Annotated in this window: 18 protein-coding genes; 12 read left to right on the plus strand and 6 right to left on the minus strand. The window is 73.5% G+C overall.

What is annotated here, in order from left to right:
* The first annotated feature begins 10 nt into the window (after positions 1 to 10).
* Positions 11 to 535: an RNA polymerase sigma factor gene (locus AKI01S_RS20955; protein ID WP_067820399.1), complete on the plus strand. Its 525-nt coding sequence runs from the start codon at positions 11 to 13 to the stop codon at positions 533 to 535.
* A complete protein-coding gene (locus AKI01S_RS20960; RefSeq protein ID WP_067820404.1) occupies positions 532 to 1587 on the plus strand; it encodes a CU044_5270 family protein in 1056 nt (351 codons plus the stop codon). Before AKI01S_RS20955 ends, AKI01S_RS20960 begins: the two co-directional genes overlap by 4 nt.
* 42 nt (positions 1588 to 1629) lie before the next feature.
* On the opposite strand, the gene AKI01S_RS20965 is transcribed toward AKI01S_RS20960, so the two are convergent.
* Positions 1630 to 4158, minus strand: a complete 2529-nt coding sequence (locus AKI01S_RS20965; protein ID WP_067820407.1) for a M14 family zinc carboxypeptidase — start codon at positions 4156 to 4158, stop codon at positions 1630 to 1632.
* A gap of 195 nt (positions 4159 to 4353) precedes the next feature.
* On the opposite strand from AKI01S_RS20965, the gene AKI01S_RS20970 reads away from it, so the two are divergent.
* Positions 4354 to 5424 (plus strand): zinc-binding dehydrogenase, encoded by a 1071-nt coding sequence (locus AKI01S_RS20970; protein WP_067820410.1) that lies wholly within the window; start codon positions 4354 to 4356, stop codon positions 5422 to 5424.
* 4 nt (positions 5425 to 5428) lie between these two features.
* On the opposite strand, the gene AKI01S_RS20975 is transcribed toward AKI01S_RS20970, so the two are convergent.
* Positions 5429 to 6145, minus strand: coding sequence for a hypothetical protein (locus tag AKI01S_RS20975; protein WP_067820413.1), 717 nt, complete (start codon positions 6143 to 6145; stop codon positions 5429 to 5431).
* A 235-nt stretch (positions 6146 to 6380) separates the two neighbouring features.
* Here AKI01S_RS20975 and AKI01S_RS20980 point away from each other — a divergent pair, with 235 nt between their 5' ends.
* From AKI01S_RS20980 to AKI01S_RS21005, 6 genes are all read left to right on the plus strand, one after another.
* Positions 6381 to 6677 (plus strand): hypothetical protein, encoded by a 297-nt coding sequence (locus AKI01S_RS20980; RefSeq protein ID WP_067820416.1) that lies wholly within the window; start codon positions 6381 to 6383, stop codon positions 6675 to 6677.
* A 418-nt stretch (positions 6678 to 7095) separates the two neighbouring features.
* Positions 7096 to 8181 (plus strand): sugar ABC transporter substrate-binding protein, encoded by a 1086-nt coding sequence (locus AKI01S_RS20985; RefSeq protein WP_067820419.1) that lies wholly within the window; start codon positions 7096 to 7098, stop codon positions 8179 to 8181.
* Between the two features lie 99 nt (positions 8182 to 8280).
* On the plus strand, positions 8281 to 9093 hold the full coding sequence (locus AKI01S_RS20990; RefSeq protein WP_067820422.1) for an ATP-binding cassette domain-containing protein: 813 nt from the start codon (positions 8281 to 8283) through the stop codon (positions 9091 to 9093).
* A gap of 44 nt (positions 9094 to 9137) precedes the next feature.
* A complete protein-coding gene (locus AKI01S_RS20995) occupies positions 9138 to 10400 on the plus strand; it encodes a sugar ABC transporter permease (RefSeq protein ID WP_245681712.1) in 1263 nt (420 codons plus the stop codon).
* 162 nt (positions 10401 to 10562) lie between these two features.
* A complete protein-coding gene (locus AKI01S_RS21000; protein WP_067820428.1) occupies positions 10563 to 11315 on the plus strand; it encodes an ATP-binding cassette domain-containing protein in 753 nt (250 codons plus the stop codon).
* A complete protein-coding gene (locus AKI01S_RS21005; RefSeq protein ID WP_067820431.1) occupies positions 11315 to 12538 on the plus strand; it encodes an ROK family transcriptional regulator in 1224 nt (407 codons plus the stop codon). The genes AKI01S_RS21000 and AKI01S_RS21005 overlap by 1 nt, the downstream gene beginning before the upstream one ends.
* Before the next feature lie 4 nt (positions 12539 to 12542).
* Here AKI01S_RS21005 and AKI01S_RS21010 read toward each other — a convergent pair whose 3' ends face one another.
* Positions 12543 to 13046 carry a flavin reductase family protein gene (locus tag AKI01S_RS21010; protein WP_245681713.1) on the minus strand — a complete coding sequence of 168 codons (504 nt, stop codon included), beginning with the start codon at positions 13044 to 13046 and terminating at the stop codon, positions 12543 to 12545.
* Positions 13047 to 13451: 405 nt separating this feature from the next.
* Here AKI01S_RS21010 and AKI01S_RS21015 point away from each other — a divergent pair, with 405 nt between their 5' ends.
* From AKI01S_RS21015 to AKI01S_RS21025, 3 genes are all read left to right on the plus strand, one after another.
* The gene (locus AKI01S_RS21015) at positions 13452 to 14627 is read left to right on the plus strand and encodes a thiolase C-terminal domain-containing protein (protein WP_067820435.1); all 1176 of its coding nucleotides are present in this window, start codon (positions 13452 to 13454) and stop codon (positions 14625 to 14627) included.
* A complete protein-coding gene (locus AKI01S_RS21020) occupies positions 14624 to 15076 on the plus strand; it encodes a Zn-ribbon domain-containing OB-fold protein (RefSeq protein WP_067820439.1) in 453 nt (150 codons plus the stop codon). The genes AKI01S_RS21015 and AKI01S_RS21020 overlap by 4 nt, the downstream gene beginning before the upstream one ends.
* Positions 15077 to 15267: 191 nt before the next feature.
* Positions 15268 to 16740: a hypothetical protein gene (locus tag AKI01S_RS21025; RefSeq protein ID WP_067820442.1), complete on the plus strand. Its 1473-nt coding sequence runs from the start codon at positions 15268 to 15270 to the stop codon at positions 16738 to 16740.
* Here AKI01S_RS21025 and AKI01S_RS21030 read toward each other — a convergent pair.
* The 3 genes from AKI01S_RS21030 to AKI01S_RS21040 all read right to left on the minus strand — a co-directional run bounded on the left by AKI01S_RS21030 (position 16666) and on the right by AKI01S_RS21040 (position 20458).
* The gene (locus AKI01S_RS21030; RefSeq protein WP_067820445.1) at positions 16666 to 18249 is read right to left on the minus strand and encodes an AMP-binding protein; all 1584 of its coding nucleotides are present in this window, start codon (positions 18247 to 18249) and stop codon (positions 16666 to 16668) included. The genes AKI01S_RS21025 and AKI01S_RS21030 overlap by 75 nt on opposite strands.
* Before the next feature lie 65 nt (positions 18250 to 18314).
* Entirely contained in the window at positions 18315 to 19394 is a 1080-nt protein-coding gene (locus AKI01S_RS21035; protein ID WP_067820448.1) for a phenylacetate--CoA ligase family protein, read from the minus strand.
* Positions 19391 to 20458: an LLM class flavin-dependent oxidoreductase gene (locus AKI01S_RS21040; protein ID WP_067820453.1), complete on the minus strand. Its 1068-nt coding sequence runs from the start codon at positions 20456 to 20458 to the stop codon at positions 19391 to 19393. The genes AKI01S_RS21035 and AKI01S_RS21040 overlap by 4 nt, the downstream gene beginning before the upstream one ends.
* Between the last annotated feature and the right edge of the window lie 78 nt (positions 20459 to 20536).

Here is a 20536-nt window from a genome sequence, read left to right on the forward strand (position 1 = left end):
GGGAGCGTCGATGGCAGATGATCGGGAAGAACGGTTCAGCGCGCTGTTCCGGCGGCATCACACGCGGGTGACGGCGTACGTGCTGCGCCGGACCGACGACGCGGGCCGCGCCGACGACGTGGTGGCCGAGACGTTCGCGGCGGCCTGGCGGCACATCGACCGGCTGCCGGAGGAGCCGCTGCCGTGGCTGTTCCGGACGGCGGGCAACTGCCTGGCCAACGACCGGCGCTCCCGGCGGCGGCAGGCCCGGATGATCGGCAGCCTCGCCGGGCTGGGCGCGACCAGCGTGGCCGACCACGCGGTCGACGTCGCCGAGAGCGCCCGGCTGCGGGACGCGCTGGCCGCGCTGCCGCCCCGCGACCGGGAGGCGCTGCTGCTGGTGGCGTGGGAGGGCCTGGACCAACGGTCGGCGGCCGAGGCGCTGGGCTGCTCGGTGACGGCGTTCAAGGTGCGCCTGCACCGGGCGCGCAGGCGGTTCGCCGCTCTGCTGGAGTCCACGCCGTCCGTCGAGACCCGAACGGAGGCACACCGGTGAACGTTCCCGACGCGCTCGAACGACTGGCCCGCGCGAACCCCGTCCCCACGGACGGCCTGGGCGACACCGCCGAGACGCCGAGGGCCCGCGCCCTGCGGGCGGACATCCTCGCCACACGCCCCCGCCGCCGTCGCCTCCGTCTCCTCGTGGCGGTCCCGCTGACGGCGGCCGTCGCGGTGGTGACGGCGCTGGCCGTGCTGTGGCCCGAGCCGATCCCGAGGCAGACGGTCGTGACCGGTGGAGAGGCGCGTGCGGTGCTGCTGGCCGCCGCCCAGCGTGCCGCGCAGCCCGAGAGGACGGGCCGCTACTGGCACACCAGGGGCGAGGTCTCGCAGCTCGTGCACCGCGACCACGACGGCAACCGCTACACGCTGCTGGCGACCACCCCCACCGAGTCGTGGCACCCTGTCGACCGCCGCGAGGACGGTGTCTTCAGCGTCGACGTCGGCGGTTCGAAGGTCCAGCCGCTGACCCCCGCCGACGCCGCCGCCTACCGGCGCGACGGCTCCCCCCAGCCGGGCGACATGAACCCGGACACCGGACTGGACCTCACGTCGCCGCCCTCGGGGCCGGGACTGCCGGGCGATCCCGTCTACGAGGGGAGGGCCGAGGAGCTTCCCACCGACCCGGCGCGGATGCGGTGGGCGATGCTGGAGGAGGTCCGCACCTGGCGCGGACTGCCCGACCATCCCGAGGCGTGGCTGTTCCGCGAAGGGGCCAGGCTGTTGGGGGCGCAGGGGCGGCCCCTGCCCGCGTCCACCCGCGTGGCGCTGTTCCGGATGCTGGCGAGCCTGCCGGGCACGCGCAGCCTGGGGACGGTGCGCGATCCGGCCGGGCGGCCCGCGCTCGCCGTCGCGCTGACCGAACGCACCGGCGACCTCGGCACGCTGGAGTGGCAGCTGTTCCTCAGCCCGTCGCGGGACATGCTGATGGCGACCCGGGCGGTCGTCGTCGAGCCCGGCGACGACAACCGGCGCGCGCGGCCCGGCTCCCCGCAGTACCAGAGCGTCGTGAAGCAGGCAGGCTGGACGGACCGGCGGCCGGGAACGTGAAGGGCGCGGGAGTCTCCTCCCGCGCCCCTCGCCGTCAGACCGTCACGGCAGCGTCACCGCGACGGGCGTGATGCCCGCCTTGCGGATCAGCGCCGGGACGCGGCCCGCGAACGGGTGCTGGTCGGCCGTCAGGCCCTGCGGGTTGTCGATGACGTAGCGGACGACGTCGCCGTGGCGCTGTTCGGTCCACTTCGCTCCGAGGGAACGCAGCACGCCCGCCGCCCGCGCCGCGTCGGCCGCCTTCACCGACACGCGGATCGGGGCCGTGAACCGCGGCAGCGACCGCGCCTGCCGGGCCTGCGCCGAGCCGGGGGCCGGGGCGGCGAGCGCCGCGGCGCGGGCCGCCGGGTCCGGGCCGGTGATCGCGTTGAGCAGCAGCTTGGCGGTGCCGTCGGTGAGGGCGCGGAAGTTCGGCTCGGCCGCGAACAGGACCGTGCGCCCCCTGCCGACCTTCTCGTCGGTGGCGGCGGCGGTGCCGCCCAGCTCGGCCGCGCCCTTCTCGAACCCGGAGACGAACCAGTCCGGCGAGTCCACCGCGGGGTAGGCGACCGCGACCCTGGCCGGGTCGGACTGCCGCATCACCAGGTCGTAGGCGTAGAACGACCAGGCCGTGGGGCCGACGTTCCTCGCCAGCGGGCTCCTGGGGTCGACCTTCACGCGGAACAGCGTGCCGGGGACGTCGGAGGTCGGCTCGGCCAGCGTGCTGGTGGTCAGGCCGAGGCGGGCGGCCAGGACCGCGCCGCCCTGCCAGCCGACGTAGCGGCCGCCGTCCTGCGTCCACTTCTGGAGGGCGGCGCGCCCGGCCTCGCCGAGGCCGTCGTAGGCGCCGTCGGCCGGGCCGTTGGGCACCAGGAGCACCTGCGCGCCGTTCAGCCTGCCCGCGGCGACGTCGGCCGGGGACAGCACGGTGAACGGCATCCGCCACTCGCGGTCCAGCTTGTGCCGCAGCCACCCGGCCGACTGGCGGACGGTGGAGTTGGTGGCGGACGGGGCCAGCTCCAGGATCGCGATCCTCGGCGCCTTGCCGGGCCCGGCCGGCCGCTCGGCGGGCAGCGTGGGCAGCGGCGCCGTGCGCGGCTTCAGGTCGGCGCCGGACGAGCCGCCCGACACGTTGCCCAGCAGCGGCATGCTCCACGCCGTCACGTCGTAGAAGTAGGGGAACGGAGTGTAGGAGTCCTCGTTCAGCATGGCCTGGATCCAGTGCTTCTGACCCTGGGCCATGGAGACGTGGTAGGTCCCGGCAGGCAGCGTCGCCCTACCGGCGGGGCGGCCGTACTCCTTGTAGTCCGGCACGGTCACCGGCCGGACCAGGCGGTCCACCCGCACGCCCATCCGCTGGAGGCGCCGCACGATCGTGCGGACCTCGGCGCGCTTGGCCGGGTCGTCGGCGCGCAGGAAGTAGTGCAGCACCTTGCGGTCGGGCACCGGCCGGTCCACCTGGTTGGGCGGGTTGTAGACCTGGTTGGGCTCCAGCTTCCCGGCCCTGCCCTGCCGGTAGGCGTCCACGGCCATCTGGTGCCACTGCGTGAGGATCCGCTCCCGGTTGGCGGCGGCCGCCGACAGCGACACCCACTGGGTGAGGTACTGCTCGCGCACCTTCTCGGGGTAGGGGCTGGCGCTGCCCTTCTCGAACGTCATCCCGGCCGCGTGGAACCCGGTGGTCGGGACCGTGTCGCCGTACCCCTGGTAGAACAGGTCGTAGGTGTCGCGGTTGAAGAAGTCGATGCCCTGGCGCGTGAACTCCTTGATCATCGACGCGCCGTACACGTCGTTGATCCAGCCGATCGCCTGCTCGGGCGTCTCGTGGTAGATCGGGTCGGCGTTGGGCGGGAAGAAGTACGACGTGCCGCCCATCTCGTGCGCGTCGATGAAGAGCACCGGCGGGAACTTGCTCAGCATCGACAGCTTGCCGTCGGTCTCCGGCTGCGTGCGCGCGAACCAGTCGCGGTTCATGTCGAAGCCGTAGGCGTTGTGCCGGAGGTTGGCCTCGCGCCCGTCGGGGTTCTGCACCGGCAGGACGACGACCAGCGCGTTGTCCAGGATCTTCGTCGCGGCGCAGTCGGAACGGTCGCCCAGGTCGCGCAGCGTGCGCAGGGCCGCGTCGGTGCCGCTGGGCTCGTTGCCGTGGACGTTGCCGCTCACCCACAGGATCGGGATCCCGCGCCGCGCCAGCCTCTCGGTGATCTTCGCGGGGGTGTGCGGGTTCCGCAGCAGCGCGGCCTCGGCGCGCACCCGGCCGAGCCCGGCCTTGGTGAGCAGCTCGGGGCGGCCGACGATCGCGTACTTGAGGGGGCGGCCCTGGGCCGAGGTGGCGAGGGTGCCGGAGACGACGCGCTCGCTCCTGGCGGCGACGGTCTCCAGGTACCGGTCGGACTCGGCGGCGGTGACCTTGCGCTCGCCGAACTCGATGCCGAGGACGTCCTTGGGGGAGGGGACCTTGCCCCGGTACACCGGGGTGGTCTGGGTGGGGTCGCAGGTGGCGGGGGCCGGGGCCGCCTGGGCGGCGGACGTGGCCGGAACCACCAGGGACGCGGACAGCAGCGCTGACCACGCGAGGCTACGGGCTCTCATGGGCCCCAAAAGTGTCACCGGCCCAAACGTTCACCAATGGCAACTTGTGCCAATAACCCGCCCGGCGTTGATCGTTTCCGTTGGTTGACGCGAACCCGCCGGGGTTCCCTGGTGAAGGGGGCTACCGCCGGGACGGTGAACGTGGTTCGGTGCGGGGACGGAGCGTTTTTCCGAGGACCGCCCGGGGAGGCAGCCATGCGCGCCGCGCTGACCACCAAGGACAACACCATGGTCGTGACCGAGGTGCCCGACCCGGTGCCGCTCGACGGGCAGCTGCTGGTGCGCACGCTGGCCTGCGGCATCTGCGGTTCGGACCTGCACGCGCTGGCCGACCCGGAGGCGTTCATGGAGACCACCCGGCGCTCCGGCGGCACCCCCTACGACCCGCGCGACGGGCTGGTGTTCGGTCACGAGTTCGCCGCCGAGATCGTCGAGTACGGTCCCGGCACCCAGCGCGCGCTGCCGGTCGGGACGGTGGTGTGCGGGCCGCCGATCGGGATCGGCCCGCAGGGCGCGGGGATCGTCGGGTACGCGCCGATGTTCCCCGGTGGCTACGGCGAGTACATGATCCTCAACGAGGGCCTGACGATGGCCGTGCCGAACGGCCTGGACCCGAAGGCCGCCGCGCTCACCGAGCCGTTCGCGGTCGCCACCCGCGCCGTGGACCGCAGCGGGATCGGCGCGGACGACGTCGCGGTGGTGCTCGGCCTCGGCCCGATCGGGCTCGGCGTGGTCGCCGCGCTCCGGGCGCGCGGCCACGGGCCCGTGCTGGCCGTGGACTTCTCTGCCCGGCGGCGCGCGCTCGCCGCGGGCCTGGGCGCGGACGAGGTGATCGATCCGGCCGTCGCCTCGCCCTACGACCGGTGGGCCGACCTGGACGTGCCGGTCGGGACCGTGGACCGGATGGCGGCCGAGCTGCTCGGCGTCCCGGCGCGCGGCGCGGTCATCTTCGAGTGCGTCGGGGTGCCCGGCGTCCTGCAGCAGGTCATCGAGGGCGCGCCCGCCGGGGCGACGGTCATGGTGGTGGGGGTGTGCATGCAGTCCGACCGGATCGAACCGGGCGTGGCCGTGACCAAGGAGCTGACGCTGCGCGGGACGTTCGGGGCCTACCCGGCCGAGTACGGCGCGACGCTGCACGCCATCGCCGAGGGGCGGATCGACGCCGGGTCCATCATCACCGGGACGGTCGGCCTGGACGGGGTCGCGGGGGCGTTCGCGGACCTGGCGCGGCCGGAGGAGCACGCGAAGATCGTCGTGGTCCCCTGAGCGGTCAGGGGGTGGGGCCCTGCGGCGGCTGCTGCCGGTTCTGCTGGGTGCGCTGCCAGCGTTCCAGCGCCGCCAGCGCGAACTCCTGCGTCCGGGTGAGACCGCCGCCCGGCGCGTCGCCCCCGGCCCGCGGCGCCGCGGACGCGGCCGGACGCCGGCCCACCCGCGCCCTGACGCTCAGCCCGTAGGACACGAACAGCAGCACCGCGAACCCGGCCAGGTACGCGCCGTGCTCCAGCAGGGCCAGCCACTCGCCCTTGACCAGGTCCAGCACGGCGAACACGCCGAAGCCCGCCATCCAGCCCGCCAGCGCGGGCAGGAACCACACGTCCCGGCGGCGCAGCAGCCCGGCCAGCGCGACCAGCACCAGCAGCAGCTCGACGACCTTCACCGCCACCAGCGCCGGAACCGCCAGGCCCGACCCCACGTAGTCGGCGAACCACGCGCGCCGGTCGCTCCAGCCGATCGCCGTGGCGGCCAGCGTCGTCACCCCGTAGGCGGTCAGGAACACGCCCACCGGGTAGTGCCAGCGGTGCCAGTTCCGGCCGCCCGAACCGGTGCCGGGCCCCGGCTCCGGCTGCCGCGGCGGCTCCGGCGGGGCGGGCGGGGTGGGGAGGGGGTCCCCCGCGGTGGCCTCGGAACCGGGCCGCTTCGGCAGCGGCATGTCCGGACGGGTCAGCCCCGGCGTCTTGTCCCGGCCCGCCCCCGCGCTCCCGGTCATCGTCTCCCCAATCCGCCCTGAAAGCCGTTATGTGGGCAAGATATCCCGGATGGGGTCCCGCATGCGCTGCGCCGGTCCGCCACGCCCGGCAGGCGCCGTCGCGCGCTTTCGCCCCACCCCCCTTCCAAGGGGTGTTCCGGTGCTCTGACCTGCCCGAAGTGCTTGCGGAGCGGTCGTCGAACGGGGAGGCTGAGTCCTCGTCGGGCCATGCGGAATCCAGGGGGAGCGACCGAGGATGACGCCTGACGATACGGGAACGGCCGCGTTGCCGAAGACGCGGCTCGAATATCTGGAAGAGCTCGGCGACGAGCTGGCGAAACGGGGACTGAGGGTGAGGCTCACCCTTCCCCGGCTACAGGAGCCGAGCCTGCACGTCATGAATCCGGACGCCTCCGTCCTCACGGAGAACATCCTGGCCGAGGAGGGGGCGGACGGCTGGTGGTACTGGTGGTCGTGGGCCGAGAGGATCGCGCCCGCCCGCGACGTCGCCCTCGCGGCCGACCGGGTCGCGCGGGTGCTCGCCGCCCGCTGAAACATTGATCATGCGGACGCCCGGCACACCGGCGCCCTCCGCATGATCACCCCTGGCCGCCGCGCGCGTTCGCCGCTCACCGCTGACGAACGCGTCCGTCGTCCCCCGGGCTTCGCCGGAGCCGCTGGCCGCACGACCGGGCGCGGGTCCGACACGCGTCCTGCCTGGCGGATGAATGTTGAGTCCGGAAACATTCTCCCCTTCCGGACGGGGTATCGATCAGAGTGCGTCACCTGGTCGGGAAGCCGAAGAGATGATCTTCTCCCAGGTGGGGGCGTGTTACGTGATTGTTACTGCGGACAACAAATAGACCCCGTTGAAGGTCTGGCGTCCAACGCGAAGCCGACATAAGTTGCGGGGCACAACATTCACCCACCCCGAACGGCCGCACCGCGGCCGACCCTGAAAGGACCCGGCCATGCGCAAGGGGATCCTCGGCCTGACCGCTCTGACGGCCGCCGCCGCGCTCACGCTCACCGCCTGCGGCGGCGACGACTCCGGCTCCGGTTCCGGCGGCGGCGACGCCAAGGCCAAAGGCAAGATCGGCGTGATCCTGCCCGACACCAAGTCCTCGGTCCGCTACGAGAGCTTCGACCGTCCGTACCTGGAGCAGGCTTTCAAGGCCGCCGGCGTCCAGTACGACATCCAGAACGCCGAGGGCTCGACCCAGCGCTTCCAGACCATCGCCGACCAGATGATCACCAGCGGCGCCACCGTGCTGGTGCTGGACGGCCTGGACTCCGACTCGGCCGCCGCCGTGCAGCGCAAGGCGCAGCAGCAGGGCGTCAAGACCATCGACTACGACCGCCTCGCCCTCGGCGGCGTCAGCGACTACTACGTCTCCTTCGACAACGTGAAGGTCGGCGAGGAGCTGGGCAAGGGCCTGCAGAAGTGCCTGGGCGACAAAGACGCCAACATCGTCTACCTGAACGGCGCGCCCACCGACAACAACGCCACCCTGTTCTCCCAGGGCGCGCACGGCGTCCTGGACAAGGTCGCCAGGTACAAGAAGGTCGCCGAGCAGGCCGTGCCCGACTGGGACAACCAGAAGGCCGCCACGATCTTCGAGCAGATGTGGACCCAGCAGAACGGCAAGATCGACGGCGTGCTCGCCGCCAACGACGGCCTCGGCAACGCCGCGGTGTCGATCCTGAAGAAGAACAACGCCGCCGGCAAGGTCGCGGTCACCGGCCAGGACGCCACCGTGCAGGGCCTGCAGAACATCCTCGACGGCACCCAGTGCATGACGGTCTACAAGCCGGTCAAGCAGGAGGCCGACGCCGCCGCCAAGCTCGCGCTCGCCGTCCTCAACGGCCAGAAGCCCGAGACCAACGGCACCACCAAGGACTCCAAGGGCAACCGCGACGTCCCCTCGGTGCTGCTCACCCCGATCGGCATCACCAAGGAGAACATCAAGCAGGTCGTCGACGACGGGTTCGTGAAGAAGGACGAGCTCTGCAAGGGGGCCTACGCCGACAAGTGCAAGGCCGCCGGGATCGGCTGACCCCGCGTCACCGTTCCAGCAGATCCCCGTTGACACCGTGGCGGGTCCCCCACCGCTGGGGGGACCCGCCACGGGCCCGACGCCTCCGGAAGGAGCACCGTGACCGACCCCACCCGAGGTCCCGCCGCCGACCGCGACGGTGAACCCGTCCTGAAGATCACCGGGCTGAACAAGAGCTTCGGCGCCGTCCACGTCCTGCACGACGTGGACTTCACCCTGCGCAAGGGTGAGGTGATGGCCCTCGTCGGCGACAACGGCGCGGGCAAGTCCACCCTGATCAAGTGCATCGCGGGCATCCACCCGATCGACTCCGGCACCGTCGAGTTCGAGGGCCGCGAGGTGGAGATCGGCAGCCCGCGGGAGGCGGCCGGGCTCGGCATCGAGGTCGTCTACCAGGACCTCGCGCTGGCCGACAACCTCGACATCGTGCAGAACATGTTCCTCGGCCGCGAGCGCCGCAGGGGCATCGTGCTCGACGAGAACGCCATGGAGCAGGCCGCCCGCGAGACCCTGGCCAAGCTGTCGGTCCGCACCGTCAAGTCCGTGCGCCAGCAGGTGTCCAGCCTGTCGGGCGGGCAGCGGCAGACCGTCGCCATCGCCAAGGCCGCGCTGTGGGACTCCAAGGTGGTCATCCTCGACGAGCCGACCGCCGCGCTCGGCGTCGCCCAGACCCGGCAGGTCCTGGACCTGGTGCGGCGGCTGGCCGACACCGGCCACGCCGTGGTGCTGATCTCGCACAACATGAACGACGTGTTCGAGGTCGCCGACCGCATCACCACCCTGTACCTCGGCCGGGTCGCGGCCGAGGTGAGAAAGGACGACGTCACCCACGGCCAGGTCGTGGAACTCATCACCGCCGGTCGCTCCGGCGACCTCGGACTCGCCCCGGCCACCGCGGCCGAGAGCATGTAGTGGGAGCATCGATGTCCACCGACACCCCCAAGGAGCAGGGGGCCATGAAAAGCGGCCCAGTGCGGATGGCGGACGCCGACTTCGCCGCCGACCGCCGTCAGAACGACATGGCGGGCGCGCTCCGCGACTACTGGGCGCAGGTCCGCTCCGGCGACCTGGGCGCGATCCCGGCCATCCTCGGCATCGTCGCGCTGGTCGCGCTGTTCACGGCGCTGCGCCCGGAGACGTTCCTGACCGACCGCAACATCGCCAACCTGTTCACCCAGGCGCTGCCGGTGACCATCCTGGCGATGGGCCTGGTGTTCGTGCTGCTGCTCGGTGAGATCGACCTGTCGGCCGGCGTCACCAGCGGCGTGTGCGCCGCGGTGATGGCCAAGCTGATCGTCGACTCCGGGCAGCCGTGGTACGTGGCCGTGCTCGGCGCGGTCGTCACCGGCATCGTGATCGGCACCGCGATCGGCTGGCTGGTCGCGGTGATCCGGATCCCCTCGTTCGTGGTGACGCTGGCGCTGTTCCTCGGCCTGCAGGGCATCACGCTGCGGCTGGTCGGCGAGGGCGGCACCGTCCCGGTCCGCGACGACGTCATCGTCGCGCTGGCCAACAAGAACATGCCGGTCGCGCTCGGCTGGGCGCTGGCCGCGGCGTGCGCGGCCGGCTACGCCGCCGTGCAGCTGTGGCGCTGGCGGCAGCAGCACTCGCGCGGCCTGTCGGTCAAGCCGCTCCAGATGGTGGTCGCGCGGGTCGCGGTCGTGGCCGCGGCGCTGCTGGGCGGCACGCTGCTGCTCAGCCAGGACCGCGCGCCCAGCCCGCTGATCACCCTGGCGGGCATCCCGTGGGGCGTGCTGCTGGTGGGCGTGCTGCTGATCGCCTGCACGTTCGTGCTGGGCCGCACCCCCTACGGCCGGCACGTCTACGCCGTCGGCGGCAACGCCGAGGCCGCGCGCCGCGCGGGCGTGAACGTGACCCGCATCCGCATCTCCGTCTTCATGATCGCCTCGACGCTGGCGGCGATCGCCGGCATCGTCGCCGCCTCCCGGCTGAACTCGGTCACCCCGAGCTCGGGCGCCGGCAACGACCTGCTGTACGCGGTCGGCGCGGCCGTGATCGGCGGGACGAGCCTGTTCGGCGGGCGCGGCAAGGCCCGCGACGCGGTGCTGGGCGGCCTGGTCATCGCGATCATCGACAACGGGCTGGGCCTGCTGGGCACCAAGGCCTACCTCAACTTCCTCATCACCGGCAGCGTGCTGCTGCTGGCCGCCAGCATCGACGCGCTGGCCCGGCGGCGGCGTTCGTCCGCCGGAAGATGACGGTCCCGGAGGGATGACGTGACACGGTGGCCCGGTGGTCCGGCGGCGCGCGGCGCCGCCGGGCCGCCGGCTCCGGCTTTCCGGCCCGCGACCGCCGCTGCTACCCTCACCAGCCAGCACCGCACGACCCGAAGCGGCGCGGCGGCACGGTGGGAGAGGGCAGTGACACCGGTCCTGGACCTGCGCGGCATCGACAAGAGTTTCGGCTCGGTCCAGGTGCTGCACGACGTCGACTTCGTCGCCTACCCGGGGGAGGTCACCGCGCTGGTCGGTGACAACGGCGCGGGCAAGACCACGCTGGTCAAGTGCATCGGCGGCGTGCACGACCTCGACCGGGGCGAGTTCTACTTCGACGGCGTCCCGGTGCGGCCGCGCAGTCCCCGCGACGCCAACGCCCTCGGCATCGAGATCGTCCACCAGGACCTCGCGCTGTGCGAGAACCTCGACATCGTCGAGAACATGTTCCTCGGCCGGGAGCGGACCCGGGGCCTGTCGCTCGACTACTCCACGATGGAGGAGGAGGCCACCCGCGTCCTGTCGAACCTGTCGGTCCGCACGATCGGGTCGGTGCGGCGTCCGGTGGCGGCGCTGTCGGGCGGGCAGCGGCAGACCGTCGCGATCGCCCGCGCGGTGCTGTGGGACAGCCGCCTGGTGGTGCTGGACGAGCCCGCCGCCGCGCTCGGCGTCGCCCAGACCCAGCAGGTCCTGGAGCTGGTGCGCCGCCTGGCCGACAAGGGCCTGGCGGTGGTGCTGATCTCGCACAACATGAACGACGTGTTCGCCGTCTCCGACCGCATCGCCGCGCTGTACCTGGGCCGGATGGCCGCGCAGGTCCGCACCTCCGACATCACCCACCGCGAGGTCGTCGAGCTGATCACCGCCGGGCGCAGTGGAAAGCTCGGGCTGCGCGCATGATGAGGGCGGGACCTTCGCAGGAGGACATCCGGCGGCACAATCTGGGCACTTTGCTGCGGTTCGTCCATCTCCGTGGCCCGGCGTCGCGGGCCACGCTCGCCGAGTCGCTGGGCCTCAACCGCAGCACGATCATGGCGCTCACCGCCGACCTCACCGCCGCCGGGCTGGTCCGGGAGGAGCTGCCGCGCCGTCCCGGCCGCCGCGCCGGGCGGCCGTCGCTGGTGGTGCGGCCGGAGTCGACGCGGGTGTACGTGCTGGCGTTCGACGTCGGCGTGGACCGGCTCGCGGTCGCGCGGGTGGGTCTCGGCGGGGAGATCCTGGACCGGCGCGAGACCACCCGGTCGCCCGGCGACCCCGACGGCGCCGAGCTGGTCAACGTGCTGGCGGGCGCGGCCCGCTCGCTGGTCCGCAAGGCCGGGCGCGACGCGGTGTGCGTGGGGGCGGCGCTGGCGTTCCCCGGCGTGGTGCGGCGCGCCGACCACCAGATCATGTTCGGCCCCAACCTGGACGTCGGCGACGTCCCGCTGGGCGAGTCCCTGTCGCGCCGCCTCGGCCTGGGCGTGCCGGTCGCCGTCTGCAACGACGCCGACCTCGGCGCGCTGGCCGAGCACGAGCGCGGCGCGGGCGTCGGCTGCGACGACCTCATCTACCTGCACGGCGACGTCGGCGTCGGCGGCGGCATCATCGTCGGCGGGCGGCTGCTGGGCGGCCAGGAGGGGTTCGGCGGCGAGATCGGCCACATGATGGTCAACCCGAACGGGCGGCCCTGCGCATGTGGCGCGCGCGGCTGCCTGGAGACCGAGGTGGGGGAGCGGACCCTGCTCGCCCACGCCGGGCGCGCCGAGCGGCCCGGCGAGACCGGGCGCGACGCCGTCCGCGCCGTGGTGGACGCCGCCGACCGGGGCGACATCGTGGCGCGCGAGGCGCTGCACCGGGTGGGCAACTGGCTGGGGTTCGGCGTCGCCAACCTGGTCAACATCTTCAACCCGGGGATGGTCGTGTTCGGCGGGACGCTGCGCGACATCTACCTGGGGTCGGCGGCGCAGGTCCGCAGCGTGCTGGCCAGCAGCGCGCTGGCCGCGCCGCGCGAACGCGTGAAGCTGCGCACCTCGGCGCTCGGCGACGACGTCACGCTGGTGGGGGCGGCCGAGTACGCGTTCGCGGAGGTGCTGGCCGACCCGTTGCAGGTGCTGGCGCGGCTGCGCGAACCGGCCGCGACCTGAGGGCTCAGCCCGCGAACCGGCCGTAACCGCCCTTGTAGAACAGCAGCGGCTCGCCCTCGTGGTGCTTGTCCAGGGCCCGCACGCGCGCCACCACGATCACGTGGTCGCCCGCGACGTGCTCCTGCTCGACCGAGACCTCGATCCACGCCAGCGCGCCCTCGATCACGGGGCTGCCGCCGGGCGCGCCGGTCCAGGTGATGTCGGCGAACTTGTCGCCGCCCTTGACCGCGAGCCGCTTGCAGACCTCGATCTGCGGCTCGCTGAGGATGTTGATGCACAGGCGGTCGGCGGCGCGCAGCAGCGGCCAGGTGCTGCTGGTGTGCGCCACGCAGAACGCCACCAGGGGCGGGTCCAGCGAGACCGAGGTGAAGGAGTTGGCGGCCAGGCCCGTGGGGCGCCCGGAGCCGGCGTCGATGCCGGTGATGGCGACCACGCCGGTGGCGAAGCGGCCGAGGACCGAGCGGAAGCGGGCGCTGTCGATGTCGGTCACCGCTGCGCCGTCGGTCACCGGGGCACCGGCCCGGCCCTGGGGGGATGGCTGCATCAGGGGTTTCACTCTCCGGCCCGCGGGGTGTCCGGCCGTGCCGGCTGCGGGCGGGGCCTGGGAGGCCACGGAGGCCGCGGCGGCGTTGTCGGCCATTGACCCGTTCCCTTCTCTTAGCCAAGCGCTTGCTTGGACGATAGGCGGGCGGCCTTCGGGGTGTCAAGCCGCCCCCGGCCCGTCACCGTCCCCCCATCATCTAAAGGCCCTGGTGGGGTGCTTGATTCCGGGAGGGGGCCCAAGTGGGGTGATCTCCGTCCAAAGTCCGGGGTCGGTCTAGGACCGCGGACCGAGGCCGCGCGCCGTTGACGCCGCCGTCCGGCCGCGCCTACGCTCGCGGTCAAGCGCTTGCTCGGGTGACTGGGAGGGCATGTGACGGGCTTCCGCGACCGGACGGCGATCGTCGGGGTCGGCTACACCCCGTTCAGCAGGGACTCGGGGGTATCGACCCTGACGCTGGCGGCCGACGCGATCCTGGCCGCGCTGGACGACGCGGGCCTGACCGTGGACGACGTGGACGCCCTGGCCACGCACCGGGTCGGCGACTCCACGCCGCCGTGGGTGGTCGCGCCCGCGCTGGGAGTCCCCGAGGTGTCCTGGTACCTGGACCAGTTCGGGGGCGGGAGCGTCTCGCACTCGGTGGTCGCGCAGGCGGCGATGGCGGTCGCGTCCGGGGTCGCCGAGACCGTGGTGTGCTACCGGGCGATCAACGCGCGTTCGGAGTTCCGGATGGGCGGCACCGGGCGCGCGCCCGCGCCGGTCTTCGACGCGCAGTACCAGGCCCCCTACGGCTACTTCGCGCCGCCGCAGCAGTTCGCGATGTACGCGCGGGCGCACATGAACGCCTACGGCACCACGCACGAGCAGCTCGGCCGGATCGCGGTCGCGCAGCGGGCGAACGCGGTGAAGAACCCGCGGGCCCTGAAACGCGACCCGATCACGCTGGACGACTACCTGGCCTCGCGCTGGATCGCCGAGCCGCTGCGGCTGCTGGACTGCTGCCTGGAGACCGACGGGGCGTGCGCGGTGGTGGTGACCTCCCGCGAGCGCGCCCGCGACCTGCGGCACCGGCCCGTCCTGGTGTCGGGCGCGGCGTGGGGCGGCGGCGACAGCTTCCTGTCCGGGGCCGGGAGCGGCATGACCGGCACCGACTTCACCGTGACCGAGGCCGCCCGGATCGCGCCGCGCCTGTACGCGATGGCCGGGGTCGGGCCGGGCGACATCGACGTCGCCGAACTGTACGACTGCTTCACCTACTCCGTGCTCGTGCAACTGGAGGACTACGGGTTCTGCGCCAAGGGCGAGGGCGGCCCGTTCGTGGAGTCCGGCGCGACGGCCCTGGACGGGGCGCTGCCGGTCAACACCCACGGAGGGTTCCTGTCCGAGGGCTACGTCCACGGCATCAACCACGTCGCCGAGGCGGTCTCCCAGCTGCGCGGCGCGGCGGGCGACCGCCAGGTGCCGGGCGCGGAGGTCGCGCTGTCCACCGCCCAGCCCGGCTACGTCCTGGCCGGCACGTCCGCGCTGATCCTCAGGAGTGACCCGTGAGCCTCGCCCAGCGTCCGCGTCCCGAGACCGACCGCGACTCCGCGCCCTGGTGGCGGGCCGTGCGGCGGCACGAACTGACCGTGCAGCGCTGCGTGAGCTGCGGAACGCCGCGCTTCCCGGCCCGCGCGGTCTGCAACCGGTGCCGCGGCCGCGAGCACCTCTGGGTGCCGGTGAGCGGAACGGGCCGCGTCTACACCTGGATCGTCAACCACCAGGTCTTCATGCGGTCGATGGCCGACGAGGTGCCCTACACGGTCGTCGCGGTCCGGCTGGACGAGGGCCACGACATGCTGATGTACGGCGACCTGGTCGACGGCGACCCGGCCGAGCTGCACGAGGGCTTCCCGGTGGAGGCGGTCTTCACCGACGTGGACGAGGAGACGACCCTGGTCCGCTGGCGGCCGCGCCCTCGGGATCCGGCAGGGCGCGCGTCGTCTCGTCGAACGTGACGGACAAGAGGCCCACCTCCACGAGTGCACCGATTGTTACAGTGGCCACGATCTGTGATCGTCGGTCTGAGTGGAGGAGGGCACCTTCGTGGTGGAGGCGACCCGGGGATCAGCCGGCGGATGCTCACTCTGACCCTGCGCAACCCAAACAGGACGGCCCGCGCCGCCTACGGCAAGGGCCGGGCCGCTTCGTGAATCCCCTCCTGCACGGCCTGGCCGTCAACCCGTCGTTGCCGCCCGCGCTGCGCGAACGGCTGGTCGCGACCGCGGACCGCGAGCTGGCCTGGGAGCTGGCCGGGCGGGAGGACCTCACCCGTGCTCAGGCCGCCTCGCTGGTCGCGCGGTTTCCGGAGTGCGCCGCCCCGCTGGCCGAGCGCGGGACGCTGACGGCCGACGGCGTCGATCCGGAGGCGTCGCCGGACATCGCGCTCGCCCTCCTCGGCCAAGGACGGGGACGTCCGGAGTGGGCGCGGGTGCTGGTGGCGGACCCGGACGCCGGACGGCGGGAGAAGCTGGCGGAATGTCCCGGCCTGCCGTCTGACGTGGCGGAGACGCTGGCCGCCGATCCGCACGCCGGGGTCCGCGCGGCGGTCGCGGGCAACGCGGCGACGCCTCCGCGGACGCTGGCCGCCCTGGTCACCGGGGAGGGGCTGCCACCGGCGCGGACGTGCCTGGTGTGCGAGCGCGAGGAGATCCCGTTCTTCCACGACCCGTACTGCCCCCGCACCGACTGCGACCTGCCGCCGGGCGCGGCCTGCGACGGCTCGCACGAGTACACGGCGCACGCCCTGCGCATGCGGGCGATCGCCAACCCGGCCACGCCCGCCGGGACCGTCGCCCGTTTCGCCGACGACCCCTCGATGCTGCTCCGCTGCGAGCTGGCGCGGCGCACCGACCTGCCCGCGACGGTCTACGAACGCCTCGCCGCGAGCCCGGAGCCCGGCGTCCGCTCCGACCTCGCCGCCAACCCCGCGATCGGCGAACGCCTGATGCGCGCGCTGGCCGCCGACACCGGCCACGACGTGCGACGCGATCTCGCGCGCAACCCGCGCCTGCCGCTGGACGTCCTGGTCACCCTGGCGGGGACCGTCAAGGCCGGGCCGACACCGTTGCCCCGGATCGCCGCCGCCTCGCCCGCCGAGGTCGCGGAGCTGGCCGCCCATCCGGACGCGGCGGTGCGGATGCCGGTGGCGCGGCGGCGCGACCTGCCGGACGGGATCCGCGACGCGCTCGCCGCCGACCCCGACGCCAAGGTGGCCGACGCCGTCGCGCCGCACCCGGGCCTGCCGGAGGAGCGGCTGCGCGCCATGCTCGAACGGCACGGCGCGCGGGTCGCCGCCGGGATCGCCGCCAACCCCGACGCCCCGGCGGCGCTGCTGGAGGAGCTGGCCCGGCGGCATCCGGTGGCGAAGGCGCTGCGCGAGATCGCCCGCCGTCCCGACGCGACGGCGGCGGCGCTCCTGGCGTGCCTGGCCGACCGGCGGGCCCGGCGGGCCGCCGCCGGGCATCCCGCGTTGCCACCGGACGCGCTGGTCGCGCTGCTCGACGACGCGGACGGGGAGACGGCGACGGCCGCCGCCGCCAACCCGTCACTGCCGTTCGGCGGCGGCGCGGGCGTGGAGGGACGGCTTGTCGATCTTCCCGTTGGCGTTGACGGGGAGTGACCCCACGATGATCACGCGGCGCGGGACCTTGTAGTTGGACATGTGGGCGCGGGCCCAGGCGACGACGGCGTCCGGGTCGGGGTCCGTGCCCGGCGGGGGCACGACGTAGGCCCAGCCCACCTCGCCCTGCCGCTCGTCCGGGACGCCGATCACCGCCGCCTGCGCCACCAGCGGGCAGCGCAGCAGCAGGCCCTCGATCTCGGCGGGGTAGGCGTTGAAGCCCGAGACGATGAACATCTCCTTCTTGCGGTCCACGATCGCCACGTTGCCCGCGTCGTCGACCGTGCCGATGTCGCCGGTGCGCAGCCAGCCGTCGGCGTCCACGGCCTCGGCGGTCCGCTCCGGGTCCCGCCAGTAGCCGCGCATGACGCCGTAGCCGCCGACCAGGATCTCGCCGGGCTCGCCGGGCGGCAGGTCCTTGCCGTCGTCGTCGACGACCCGGACCGTCACGCCGGGCACGGGCCGCCCGGTGGAGGAGGCGATCACCTCGACCGGGTCCTCGGCGCGGGTCATCGACACGACCGTGCCCTCCATCAGCCCGTACGCGTTGATCATGCGTTCCAGGCCGACGCGCTCCACCAGCCGGCGGATCAGCTCGGGCGGGACGGCCGCCGCGCCGCAGATCGCCACCCGCAGCGACGACACGTCGCGGCCGTCCAGCTCGTCCAGGATCTTGAAGAACATCGGCGGCGCGCCCGCCAGGACGCTGATCCGGTCGCGTTCGATCATGTCCATCAGGTCGCCCGGGTCGAACAGCGCGACCGGCATCATCGTGGCGCGGCGCAGCACGCAGGCCAGCAGGCCCGCGTTGATGCCGAAGCCGTGCGAGAACGGCGCGATGATCGGGTACCGGTCGCCCTCCCGGAGCGTGACGATCTCCGCCCAGTCCCAGTAGCCGCGCAGCAGTTGCGCGTGGTACAGCATCACGCCCTTGGGCGCGCCGGTGGTGCCGGACGTCGCCATGATCGAGGCGAGGTCGTCGGGGGAGACCGACCGCGCGCGGTCCTCGGCCGCCTCCGCGGCGACCTCCGCGCCGCGCGCGAGGAAGTCGTCCCAGGCCACGGCGCCGGGACGGGGGGACGCGCCGGTCAGCAGGACCGTGTGCTCCAGCTCCGGCAGGTCCGCGTCCGCGATCATGTCGAGGTAGGAGACGCCCATGAAGCCCTCGGCGACCAGCAGCACCCTCGCGCCGGTCTTGTGGAGCAGTTCGGCGGCCTCGATGCCCTTGAACCGGGTGGACAGCGGCGCGATGACGCCGCCCGCGTCCCAGATCCCGTAGGCGGCGACCACCCACTCGGGGGTGTTGGGGGCCCAGACCGCGACCCGGTCGCCGGGGGCGACGCCGAGGGCGATCAGCGCCCGCGCGGTCCGGTGCGCCCGCCGGGCCAGCTCGGCGAGGGTCAGCCGGGTGTCCCCGGCGACGACGGCCGCCACGTCCGGGTGCCGTTCCGCCTGGTCGCGCAGCATGCGCGGGATCGTTCCCCAGGCGGGTACCGGCTGCAACTCCATCGCGCCTCCTCGCACGGACCGCGCGTCCCGGCCCCCGCGCCGGGACCGGGACGCGCGGGGACCTCCTACGACAGCTCGGAACGGTCGCGGCCCAGGTGGTGGCCGCGGTGGTCGGTGACGACGGGCGGGCGGCGCTCCTCCGACGCCTCCGGCTCGACCACGACCTCGATCGACACGGGGGTGAGGGAGTACAGCGCCTGCGCGATGCGGGACTTCCACATCGGGTTCTTCACCAGGGTGTCGCGGGCGAACGTGACGTGCAGCGCCGCCGCGTCCAGCGTCCCCTCCCGCGTGATCCGCAGCTCCCAGCGGCTCACCCCGTCGATCCTGGAGAGCGCGGCGGCGACCTTCGGCAGGGAGAGCCAGCGGCCGCGCACCAGCACGTGCTCGCCGACCGTGTGCGCCGGGGCGGGAACGCCCCGCTCCCCGCCCGCCAGCCGGACGGCCTGCCCGGTGCGCAGCGCGGCCCCGCCGAGCGTGGAGTGCCAGGTCGGCGTGGTGACCAGTTCGGCGAGGCCCGCGTCGTAGGGGGCCTCCAGCAGGGCGTCCTTGTCGGGCCGGGCCAGGCCGAGCAGTCCGTCGCGGACCGGGGTGAGCACCGCGTCCGACGGCGCGCGCTGCGCGATCGGCACGCCCAGGAACGGGTCGGCGTACAGCTCCCGCACCGACGCCTCGAACTCGGCCGCGAGCTGGGCGGCGGTGTTGGGGGAGGGGATCTCGCCGACCAGCAGGACGTGCCGCAGCTCCAGGTCGAGCGGGTCGATGAGGAACTCCAGGTGCAGCCGCGCCAGCAGGTCCATCGCGCCGGTCGGGGTGGTGACCAGGGCGGTGGCCCGGGTGCGTTCGAGCGCGGTGTGCAGGCGCATCCGGCCGCGCGGCCCGACCGCCGCGGCGGCCTCCGCGACGTCGGCGGCGGCCTGCGCGACCAGCGGGCCGGGGCCGTCGCCGTCGCCGTTCAGCGCGACGACGACGCGGTCGGTCCCGCCGAGCCCGGCGGCGCGCAGCGTCTCGGCGGCCAGCGCGCGGGCGGCGTCCCGGTCGGCGGCCGACAGCGGCGCGACGACGTCGCCCTCGGGGGAGACCAGCAGCAGGCCCCGCGCCGGGCCGCCGGAGGGGAAGTGCGCGCGGGTGATCCAGGACGTCACTGCATGACCTCCGACATGAACAGCTCCATCGAGGCGCAGACCCGGTCGTGGGCCAGCCCGCCCACCTGGGCCTGGAGGATGAGGTCGGTGGCCCCGGCCTCCCTGATCCGCTCCACGGCCTTGCGGGACCCCTCGACGTCGTCGATGACGACCATGGTCTGGTCGCGCAGGACCGCCATCGCCTCCTCCGGCGGCATCCCGACGGCCTGCTGGCCGAGCACGCGGTGGGTGGCGTGCCGGGCGTCGGTGTAGTCGGGCGGGGCGACCAGGTTGACCTGGCGGCGCAGGTACCACAGCACCGGGTCGGCGGCGGTCTCCACGGCCTCCTGCTGGGTCGGCGCGACATACCAGGGGATCATCAGCGCGACCCGGCGGGTGTCGGGGTCGAAGCCGTTGTCGGCCAGGCACCGCTTGTACCTGGCGATGTCCTCGGCGACGTCGTCCAGGCCCTTGAGCATGGTCATGCCGAGCAGGTTGTAGCCCTGTTTCGCGGCGGCGAGGTACCCGTCCAGCGAGGTGGAGGCCACCCACACCGGCGGGTGCGGCACCTGGACCGGGCGCGGGTACACGCTCACGTCCGGGATCTCGAAGAACTCGCCGGACCGGCTGACCGGCTGGCCGTCGGCGTTCCAGATCGCCAGCACCGCCTCCAGGGTCTCCTCCCAGAGCTTGCGGGACTGCTCGAATGGCCGCTGGAACGCCTGGTACTCCAGCGGGGACGCGCCGCGCCCGGTGCCGAACTCGACCCGCCCGCCGCTGATCACGTCGAGGGTGGCGACGCGTTCGGCGGTGCGGATCGGCGACTGGAACGGCAGCAGCACCACGCCGAGGCCCAGGTGGATGCGCTCGGTCCGCTGCGAGATCCCGGCCAGCACCAGGTCGGGCGCCGAGGAGTGCGAGAACCCCCGGGTGAAGTGGTGCTCGACGAACCAGGCGGTGTCGTAGCCGAGCCGGTCGGCCAGCACGACCTGGTCCATGACGTTCCGGAACGCCTGCTGCTCCACCTCGCGGGACCGTCCGCGCACCTCAAGTTCGTAGCCAAGGCTGACCCGTAGGGACGTCATCGAGCCTCCGGTGATGCTCACTGTCGATTATGAACCAAGCGCTCGCTTGGGACATTAGCAGCAGGGTGCCATGGCAAC

Origin of the sequence: Actinomadura kijaniata NBRC 14229, assembly GCF_001552175.1 — a bacterium.
In the GTDB taxonomy this organism is placed as follows: domain Bacteria; phylum Actinomycetota; class Actinomycetes; order Streptosporangiales; family Streptosporangiaceae; genus Spirillospora; species Spirillospora kijaniata.